The sequence below is a fragment of the Parasphingorhabdus sp. genome, from assembly GCF_049667325.1.
In the GTDB taxonomy this organism is placed as follows: domain Bacteria; phylum Pseudomonadota; class Alphaproteobacteria; order Sphingomonadales; family Sphingomonadaceae; genus Parasphingorhabdus.
The window spans coordinates 1-9025 of the sequence record NZ_JBATHY010000194.1 but is presented as its reverse complement, the minus strand read 5'-3'; the positions used below and the strand labels follow the sequence as shown (position 1 = coordinate 9025).

The 9025-nt window shown below is 58.0% G+C and carries 9 protein-coding genes; 2 read left to right on the top strand and 7 right to left on the bottom strand.

Features of this window, described 5'->3' with window-relative positions; translation table 11 throughout:
* The coding region (locus WBM93_RS08845; RefSeq protein ID WP_424431041.1) for a lactate/malate family dehydrogenase at positions 1-485 on the bottom strand (485 nt) is incomplete at its 3' end.
* 309 nt (positions 486-794) lie between these two features.
* On the opposite strand from WBM93_RS08845, the gene WBM93_RS08840 reads away from it, so the two are divergent.
* Positions 795-1916, top strand: a complete 1122-nt coding sequence (locus WBM93_RS08840) for a hypothetical protein (protein ID WP_424431039.1) — start codon at positions 795-797, stop codon at positions 1914-1916.
* Positions 1913-2953, top strand: a complete 1041-nt coding sequence (locus tag WBM93_RS08835; RefSeq protein WP_424431038.1) for a phosphotransferase — start codon at positions 1913-1915, stop codon at positions 2951-2953. The genes WBM93_RS08840 and WBM93_RS08835 overlap by 4 nt, the downstream gene beginning before the upstream one ends.
* On the opposite strand, the gene WBM93_RS08830 is transcribed toward WBM93_RS08835, so the two are convergent.
* The 6 genes from WBM93_RS08830 to WBM93_RS08805 form a co-directional block, all read right to left on the bottom strand.
* Positions 2950-4338, bottom strand: a complete 1389-nt coding sequence (locus WBM93_RS08830; RefSeq protein WP_424431036.1) for a M20/M25/M40 family metallo-hydrolase — start codon at positions 4336-4338, stop codon at positions 2950-2952. The two genes, WBM93_RS08835 and WBM93_RS08830, sit on opposite strands and share 4 nt — an antisense overlap.
* A 10-nt stretch (positions 4339-4348) precedes the next feature.
* The gene (zapE, locus tag WBM93_RS08825) at positions 4349-5470 is read right to left on the bottom strand and encodes a cell division protein ZapE (RefSeq protein ID WP_424431034.1); all 1122 of its coding nucleotides are present in this window, start codon (positions 5468-5470) and stop codon (positions 4349-4351) included.
* The gene (locus tag WBM93_RS08820; protein ID WP_424431032.1) at positions 5467-5961 is read right to left on the bottom strand and encodes a PaaI family thioesterase; all 495 of its coding nucleotides are present in this window, start codon (positions 5959-5961) and stop codon (positions 5467-5469) included. The genes zapE and WBM93_RS08820 overlap by 4 nt, the downstream gene beginning before the upstream one ends.
* 20 nt (positions 5962-5981) lie before the next feature.
* On the bottom strand, positions 5982-6764 hold the full coding sequence (locus WBM93_RS08815) for a succinate dehydrogenase iron-sulfur subunit (RefSeq protein WP_424431030.1): 783 nt from the start codon (positions 6762-6764) through the stop codon (positions 5982-5984).
* A 104-nt stretch (positions 6765-6868) separates the two neighbouring features.
* Positions 6869-7753 carry an alpha/beta hydrolase gene (locus tag WBM93_RS08810; protein WP_424431028.1) on the bottom strand — a complete coding sequence of 295 codons (885 nt, stop codon included), beginning with the start codon at positions 7751-7753 and terminating at the stop codon, positions 6869-6871.
* Between the two features lie 22 nt (positions 7754-7775).
* Complete coding sequence (locus tag WBM93_RS08805; protein WP_424431026.1) at positions 7776-9011, bottom strand: threonine synthase; 1236 nt, start codon at positions 9009-9011, stop codon at positions 7776-7778.
* Between the last annotated feature and the right edge of the window lie 14 nt (positions 9012-9025).

Here is a 9025-nt window from a genome sequence, read left to right as displayed (position 1 = left end):
TTGAATTCGTCGGCGAGGAAATGACGGAAACGGGCGCTGTCGAGAACGCCGGCCATGCCGACCACCATATTGTGCGGCAGTCCGGAAAATTCGCGCAGCGCCCAGACCATCGCGTCGAGCGGGTTGGTGATGCAGATGACAAATGCGTCGGGCGCGTTGTTCTTGATGCCTTCGCCAACCGCCTTCATGACCTTGAGGTTGATCGCGATCAGGTCATCGCGGCTCATGCCCGGCTTGCGTGCAATGCCTGCGGTGACGATGATGACGTCTGCGCCTGCGATATCGGCATAATCATTGGAGCCCTTGAGATTGGAGTCGAACCCATCAACCGGAGCCGCCTGCGACAGATCGAGCGCCTTGCCGGCCGGCATGCCCTCGGCAATATCAAACAGGACGACATCGCCCATTTCCTTGGAAGCTGCGAGGTGGGCGAGCGTGCCGCCGATCATGCCTGCGCCGATCAGCGCAATCTTGTTACGGGCCATCTGGGAAAGTCTCCTGAAAAATAGAGTCAAAAAAGGAACTTAAAGACCGGATTAGGCCCCTATTGTGACAATTTCAACAGCAGAAAGCATCATTTTACCCGCTATCTTTGCAACTTATTCGCAATAGCAATTGGCTTTTGTGATTTCGCCGAATAATTCCGTCACCCCTGCGAAGGCAGGGGCCTAATCCAATAGCGCGCGTCGCCCCATAGATCGGTTTGGTTATCAGCCTTCGCTGGTATGACGAAGAACGCCAATCATGCTTCCAAGTCTTCCAATTTTTGCGTTGCAAAGCAAAATTGAAACGCCATGATGCGGGCCTTGGGAGAGACCGATATGCTGACCAGAGGCGATGACTATCCGCTGCACCAGACCCCAGAACCGATGGCGGTTTCCGGCGGCAACCGCAATTTCTACGACCGTTATTTCTTCAACGGCTACAGCGCCGACGGCGGCATCTTCTTCGCCGCCGCGCTCGGCATCTACCCCCAGCTCGACATCATGGACGCCGCCTTTTGCGTGAGCATTGACGGCAAGCAGCATAATCTGCGCGCCTCCAAAAGGATGTCCAGCGAGCGGCTCGATCTCACGGTGGGTCCGATCACCGTCACGATTGTCGAACCGCTCCAGCAGCTCCACCTGACGGTCGCCGGGAACGACAGCCCGATCACCGCAGACATTCGTTTCACCGCCCGCCACCAGCCGATCGAGGAACCGCGCTTCATCCGCCGTGACGGTCCGCGCTTGCTGATGGACTATACCAGGATGACGCAAAACGGCCATTGGACCGGCGCGATCACCGTGGCTGGTCAGCAGATAGATGTCGGCAATTGCAGCGGCACCCGCGACCGCAGCTGGGGGATCAGGCAGGTCGGCGCACCGGAATCGCAGCCCCCGCCAGCCGGAGCCTTCCCGCAATTCTGGTGGCTGTGGACCCCGCTCAATTTCGCGGATCATTGCGGCTTTTTCCACAGCAATGATGATGGTCAAGGCGCGCCGTGGAACCGGCGCGGGGTGGTGGATATGCTGTCCGGCAAGGCAAGCGAGTTCGAGCCCGAAGCGATCGATCTGAGCTATCATTCCGGGTCCCGCCGGATCAAGCGGGTCCAGCTCGAAACCGGCACCGGATCGCTCTCCATCACCCCGAGAACCGGCGATGCCGCCCGAACATTCTATATGTCCGGGCTTGGTTATATGCATCCGGTCTGGGGCCATGGCATGGACCATGGCGATCTCGAGGTCGCGCATGATGTCATTGCCCTCGATCCCATGCCGGCGATCGACATGACGACCATCCATATTCAGGCGCTCGGCGATGCGGTGCTGACCATCGATGGACACGAGCATCACGGCATGGGCATAGTCGAGCAACTGTTTATCGGCCCTCATGCGACCAGCGGCCTGACCGGCCTGATGGACCCCTCAGCGTGAGCCGCCAATTTCCTGTGCGGCCCGAAGAATTCGAGGCCGCGTTTGTCGAGCAGGTTTTTGGCGCAGCCCCGGGATCGCTGAAATCGCTAACCCACGAACCAGTCGGGACAGGACAGGTCTGCGACAGCTACCGCTTTACATGCGACTGGTCGGAACAAGGCCACCCTACGACCTTCATCGCCAAATGCCCCAGTGCCGACCCGGTCAGCCGGGGTGCAGCTGCCATCTTCCATCTCTATGATATGGAAGTCGGCTGGTACCGGGACAGTGCCGGCAACTGCACGGCGCTCTGCCCCGTTTCCTATCACGCCGATATTGCCGAAAATGAACAGGAATTCGTGCTGCTGCTCGAAGACATGGCGCCCGCGTCGCAGGGCGACCAGCTGGCCGGTGCGTCACTGGTTCAGGTGGAGACGACGCTAAACGAAGCAGCCGCCTTGCATGATTTTCAACCTGACGGCGGGTTTGATGCCTGTCGATGGCTGCATCACGGCGCGGGCAACAGCGATTTTTTGAAGAACACGCTCCCCAATGGCTATCCCGTTTTCCGCGAGCGATTTGCAACACTTCTGTCTTCAGACATTCTTGACCTCGGCCAGGAATTGATCGATCGGATCGACGCTTATGTTGCCCATGAACCACTCGAACTGGCGATCACCCATGGCGATATGCGGCTCGACAATATATTGTTTCACGCTGACGGCCGGATTGCAGCCCTGGTCGACTGGCAAACCTGCTCGCTTGGCAATCCGGCAAATGACGTTGCCTATCTGATCGGCACAAGTTTCGCCGATCCTGCCATCCGTCGCGAACATGAGGAAAGCCTGGTCCGGGCCTATTTGGCCCTCCGGGCCGGCGCACCCGATTTCAATCAATTCTGGACCGAATATCGCCGCCACGCCTTTTCCGGCTTCATCATGGCAATCAACGCCTCGCTCCATGTCGAACGGACAGATCGGGGAGACCGGATGTTCGCGGCGATGGCCGAACGGCCGGCCCAAATGGCGCTTGATCTGGACAGCCTGAGCCTGCTCTAGCCCGCCAGTTCGCGGACCATATCTTCCCAAACACCGATGTTCATGTGGAAGCTTTCGACAGGAATGCGCTCGTCCAGTCCATGCGCCCGCGCGTCCTCCGGGATCTTCAACCACAGGCCACTGACCCCATAGACCGGGATTCCGATGCTGCGGAAAAATACGCCGTCGGTCGCGCCGGTCGACATCGATGGCACAATCGGCATGCCGGGGAAGCGCTTGTGGATCGCTTTGGTATAGGCTCCCACAACATCCGCGCGGAGCGGGCTGGCAGGCGACGAAGCGCCAAAACTGTCCGACTGTTCGACTGTAACCCCCTTGCCTGCGAGTTCCTGCAGCTCCGCCATCACATCGGCTGGTTCAACACCGGGAAATATCCGGCAGTTGACCGTCGCCTGCGCCAGTTGCGGAAGCGCATTATCGGCATGACCTCCGTTCAATTTGGTCGCGACACATCGGGTGCGGGTGAGACCCACTTCCTTCGGATCCGCCTCGATAATATCCGCCGCCTCGCCATCATTTTCATCCATCAGCCAGCGCCGCATGGCATCCGCAACCGGTCCCGTTTCCTGTTTGGCCCGTGCGGCAAAATAACCGCGGGTTGTTTCATTCAGCATCGGCGTGAACCGGTGTTGCTCCAGCCGCGTCAGAGCACTCGCCAGTTCGTAAATCGCATTGTCGGGGCGGGGTCTGGAACTGTGGCCGCCCTTGTTGGTCACCGTAAAACTGTAGGTCCGGTAGGTCTTTTCGGCGGTTTGCAGTCCATAGCCCAGCGGCTTGCCAACATCCGTGAAACCGCCACCGCCGGCATCACTGTTTAGCGCATATTCGGCGCGCACCAGATCGATCCATTCTGTCGAAGCCAGCCGCGAACCGTCTCCTGCGGTCTCTTCATCACCGGTGAACAAGACAATGATATCGCGCTTCGGTTTGAAGCCAGCCCGCTTCAAGCGGATAAGACTCATCACGATCGCGGTCATACCCGCCTTATTGTCAACCGAACCACGGCCCCAGTAATAGCCGTCCTTTTCGCGGAAAATAAACGGATCATCGGCCCAGTCGCTGCGCTTGGCCTCGACCACATCCATATGCGCCATGAGCAGGACCGGTTCTGCCGTGGCTGCTCCATCTGCCGTCCAGCGCAAGATCATGCTTTCCGTCTCGCCATGCGGTTTGACGGTGATGTCGGAGAGACCCTCGGCACTGAATTTGGCGCAGAGCAGTTTGACCAGACGCGGTACTTCGCCGCGACCTTCGACGGTGGGGATTTCGACAACCTGCTTGAACAATTCCCGCGCTTCAGCCTCTGGCGCATCGGCCGGACTCGCGTGCGCTCCACTAGCCAGCAACGCCGCTGCCGCCATGGTCGAAATAATTCTTGTTCGCATGTTCGCTCTCCTAGATTTTGCTTTCAGAACCATGGCCCAAAGCCAGATAGTCATCCGATTGCATCTCGATCAATCGTGATGCCGTCCGTTCAAATTCAAAACTGCCGTCGCCCGCCGGGTATAGTGCATCGGGCTCCGCATCAGCACTGGCGAGCAGCTTCACCCGATATTCGTAGAGCCCATCGATAAGCGTCACAAAGCGCGCAGCCTCATTGCGATTCTCTTTGGAAAGCACCGGAATGCCGACAATGATAACGCTATGATAATGGCGCGCGATCGCGAGATAGTCCTGCGCGCCGCGAGCTTCCCCGCACAGCCGCTTGAACGAGAATACCCCGACGCCCTTGAGCGATTTCGGAACGGTCAGCATCCGGCCGCCTTGCACCGAGATTTCCGCAGACGGAACATGCTCGCGATCCTCGGGCGGATAGTCGGTCAGGCGGAAAAAGGCCTCGCTCAATGCCTTTGTTGCCGCTTCGCCGTTGGGTACATGCCAAAGGTCGACATCGCCCAGACGCTCGCGCCGATAATCCGTTGGTCCGTTGAGCGAAACGACGTCGAGCCGGGTCTTGAGCAGTTCGATAAACGGCAGAAAATGCTCGCGGTTGAGACCATCCTTGTACAGATCATCGGGAGGGCGATTTGAGGTGGTGACAATCGTCACCCCTGACTCGACCAGCCCGGTGAACAGCCGCGACATGATCATCGCATCGGCGCTGTTGTTGACCACCATTTCGTCGAAGGCAAGAAAGCGCGCCTCGCTCGCCAGAGCAGCGGCAACCGGCAGTATCGGATCGCCCAGTTCCTTCTTGCGCTCCTCCCGAATTCTGGCGTGTACATCGAGCATGAACTCATGGAAGTGGGCACGTTTCTTCCGGCGGATGTCGAGAACATTGTAGAACAGATCCATCAGCATCGATTTGCCGCGCCCGACTCCGCCCCACATGTAAATGCCCTGCGGCGGCGTCGGTTTTTTTCCGAATGTTCGCCACAAGAGACTACCCCGCGGCGGCATTGCTTCCAGCTCCTCCTGCAACCGGGCGAGACGTTTCGCGCATGCATCCTGATCGGGATCGTGCTTGAGCTCGCCTTGCGCAATCAGCGCCAGATAGCGCTGATAGAATTTGCTCATTGCAAATCGGTTTTCTGGTTGGGAGCCTTTTTGACGATGGCTGTGAACGAGGCCATATTGTCACGACCATTTTCGCCCTGCACGACCAGGCCGCGCATGAACAGAAAGCGGCCGGTTTCGCGGGTAATCTCCACTTGCGCTTCAAGCGGTTCGGTCATCCGTGCCGCGCCGATGAAATGGGTCTGCAATTCCAGCGTCACGGCAAAGCCGGATGGCCCGAGTTCGAGCACCCGCATCGCCGCAAATAGGGAACAATCGATAAAGCCCATCATCGTCCCGCCATGGACAACATCACCGAGATTGCGGTGCCGTCGTTCGGGAAACATGCGGATGCGCGCGATATCATCGCTCACGCCGTCGCCACCGCGCCGGACAATCATTTTGCCAAGAAAGCTATTGAAACAGTCCGTATCGTTGAGCACCCATGTGCTCCAGCCAGGATAGTTCGGATCAGGATCGCTGATGATGAAATTCCGCTGGACTTCGGTCATGAATAGCGCTCGTCAGCGATTCAGATTACGCGCGCGGCGGTCATCTTCTTGATCTCGGCAATCGCCTTGGCCGGGGACAGACCCTTGGGACAGGCATTGGCACAGTTCATGATCGTGTGGCAGCGATAGAGCCGGAACGGGTCTTCCAGTTCGTCGAGCCGCTCGCCGGTCAACTCATCGCGGCTGTCGGCAAGCCAGCGATAGGCTTGCAGCAGGATCGCGGGACCAAGGAACTTATCGCTGTTCCACCAATAGCTCGGGCAACTGGTCTGGCAGCAAGCACAGAGAATGCATTCGTAGAGGCCGTCCAGCTTGCCCCGATCTTCCGGCGATTGCAGTCGTTCCTTGCCCGATGGCGTCGGTGTGACGGTTTTCAGCCAAGGTTCGATCGAAGCATATTGTGCGTAGAAATGGGTAAAATCCGGAACCAGATCCTTGATGACTTCCATGTGCGGGAGCGGGGTGATGGTAACCTTGTTGCCGCAATCTTCAATCGCGGTCGTGCAGGCCAGACCGTTTTTGCCATTGATATTCATCGCGCAGGACCCGCAAATGCCTTCCCGGCAGGAGCGGCGGAAGGTCAGCGTGGCATCCTGCTCCGATTTCATCTTGATTAGCGCATCGAGCACCATCGGCCCGCATTCATCCGTATCGATTTCGAACGTATCATAGTGCGGATTCTCGCCCTTGTCGGGATCATAGCGATAGACTTTAAACGGCCGCTTTTTCCCGTTGGTCAAAGCCTGATGCAATTCGCCCGTCTTGCGGATCTTGCTATTCTTGGGGAGCGTGAAAGTGGCCATGTCTATCGGATTCCCTTGTTCTGCGGATCGGCATAACCAAAAAATGCCACTATCTCAACCATTTTGCACTGCAAAAACCACCGTCCGGCTTTCATTTCATGCAATCAGTTGTGACGTTCAAAAAAGGCAACCATATCATCCAGCACCGGAGCCTTGTGACGAAACGGCTTGGCCAGCGCCATGATGATCTCGAGATGGTCGACATCGGGATATTCTACATATTCGGCATCGCCGCCTGCTTCGAGGATTTTGTCACGCAGGATCTTGCTGTTGCGGGGCCTAACCTGAGTGTCATTGGTGCCACTCGATAGCCACAGCGGTGGTGCATCGGGCCGGACAAAATTAACAGGCTGGGTCATCTCGGGTGTGTGATAGTCACCAAAGCTCTGCTTTGAGGTTTCGGTATCAAACGGGTAGAAATCATAAGGGCCGGCCAGCGCCGCCACGCCCCGGATCAGGTCCGGTGACTTGCCTTCGCGCCCCAGCCATTGCCGGTCAAGCGCCAGCATCATCGCGTTATAGGCACCCGCCGATTGACCGGAGAGAAAAATCCGCCCTTTATCGCCGCCATGCTCGCCAATATGATCGTGAACCCAAGCGAGTGCTTTGGCGCTGTCTTCTAGAAAACCAGGAAAGCGGGTTTTCGGGAAAAGCCGATAGTCTGGCAGCACTACCACGTAGCCGCGATTGGCCAGCGCCCGGCCCGTGAAAGCATAATGGTCCTTGGCTCCGTCACGCCAGCCACCGCCATAGATGAAGACGATGACGGGAAGCGGTTCGGTCGCAGCGGTTTTCGGGGTCCAGATATTGAGCCCCAAGCCCCGTTCCTGATCGTAAATCTGGTCCTCCACCAACAGCCTGGCATCGCTGTCCCCAGGGATGATATTATTGGCCAGATCGAGTTGTTTCGGCCCCGGCTGCGAGAGAAACCACCAGGCAAGGCCACCGCAGGCCAAAAGCAACATACCGATTATGACAAGCCATTTCATGCGCTAAGCCTTAACCAGCCGATCAGGCGCTGGCAATGGCGCTCCAGTCGATCGGCTGATGGCGATCAAGCGCAGCATCTGCGGCGGGCATGGGATATTTGAGACCATTGCCGCAATTGAACAGCACCGCGCGGTCGGTCTTGCTGACCAGACCGTCCTCCAAGGCTTTTAGATAGGCCGCAGCGGTGGCCGCGCCTTCGGGACAGAGCAATAATCCGTCCTCCTGTCCGATTCTTTTTTGCGCGGCGACTATCGCCTCGTCCTCGACCGCAATCGCGAAGCCGCCGGAATCACGCACCGCACGCAATATCAGGAAATCTCCAATCGCTACCGGCACACGTATGCCAGCCGCAACAGTATGGGCATTTTCCCACAAAGGCGCATGATCGAGCCCCTTTTCCCATGCGTCGACAATCGGTGCACAGCCGGTCGCTTGCACCGCAACCATGCGTGGTCGCTTGGAGCCGATAAAGCCAATCGCCTCCAGTTCGTCAAATGCCTTCCACATGCCGATCAGACCGGTACCACCGCCGGTTGGATAGAAAATCACATCCGGCAATTCCCAACCCAGTTGCTCGACAAGCTCCAGTCCCATCGTCTTCTTGCCTTCGATCCGGTAAGGCTCTTTCAGCGTCGAGAGATTGAACCAGCCCATTTCCGCTTCGCCATCGGCAACAATCTTGCCGCAGTCGTTGATCAGGCCGTTTACCCGCCAGACCTTGCCGCCCTGGAGAGCGATCTCCCTTACATTCACCTCGGGTGTGTCATCCGGGCAAAAGACATAAGCCTCCATCCCCGCGCGCCGCGCATAGGCCGCCATGGCGGCTCCCGCGTTACCATTGGTTGGCATCGCGAGTCGTTTCAGTCCCAACTCCTTGGCCATCGATACCGCCATGACGAGTCCTCGCGCCTTGAACGAACCCGTCGGCAAACGACCCTCGTCCTTGACGATCACGTTGGATCCGAGCGAATTGTCAAGCGTGATCAGTGGTGTCATGTCTTCGCCTAGCGAGACAATATTGGCTGCACTGTTGACCGGCAACAGTTCGCGATAGCGCCAGAGATCCGCAGGCCTGCCCGCAAGTTTTTCCTTGGTCAGTTGCCCGGCAACCGCCTCCAGATCATAGCGCACCAAAATCGGCGCGCCGGCGGGCGACAGGTTATGCACGGTTCCGGCAGGCAGCGACTCTCCGGTTTTGGAGCATTCCAGATGGGTGACAAAATTGGCGATATCTGCTGTGCGGTTATCCTGGGTCATACAGACTTGCTAGC

What these genes read in the sequence shown, in the direction of transcription:
- WBM93_RS08840 (WP_424431039.1), top strand. Translation starts at nt 795, where the DNA reads ATGATGCGGGCCTTGGGAGAGACCGATATGCTGACCAGAGGCGATGAC.
- WBM93_RS08830 (WP_424431036.1), bottom strand. Translation starts at nt 4,338, where the DNA reads ATGCGAACAAGAATTATTTCGACCATGGCGGCAGCGGCGTTGCTGGCT.
- zapE (WP_424431034.1), bottom strand. Translation starts at nt 5,470, where the DNA reads ATGAGCAAATTCTATCAGCGCTATCTGGCGCTGATTGCGCAAGGCGAG.
- WBM93_RS08820 (WP_424431032.1), bottom strand. Translation starts at nt 5,961, where the DNA reads ATGACCGAAGTCCAGCGGAATTTCATCATCAGCGATCCTGATCCGAAC.
- WBM93_RS08815 (WP_424431030.1), bottom strand. Translation starts at nt 6,764, where the DNA reads ATGGCCACTTTCACGCTCCCCAAGAATAGCAAGATCCGCAAGACGGGC.
- WBM93_RS08810 (WP_424431028.1), bottom strand. Translation starts at nt 7,753, where the DNA reads ATGAAATGGCTTGTCATAATCGGTATGTTGCTTTTGGCCTGCGGTGGC.
- WBM93_RS08805 (WP_424431026.1), bottom strand. Translation starts at nt 9,011, where the DNA reads ATGACCCAGGATAACCGCACAGCAGATATCGCCAATTTTGTCACCCAT.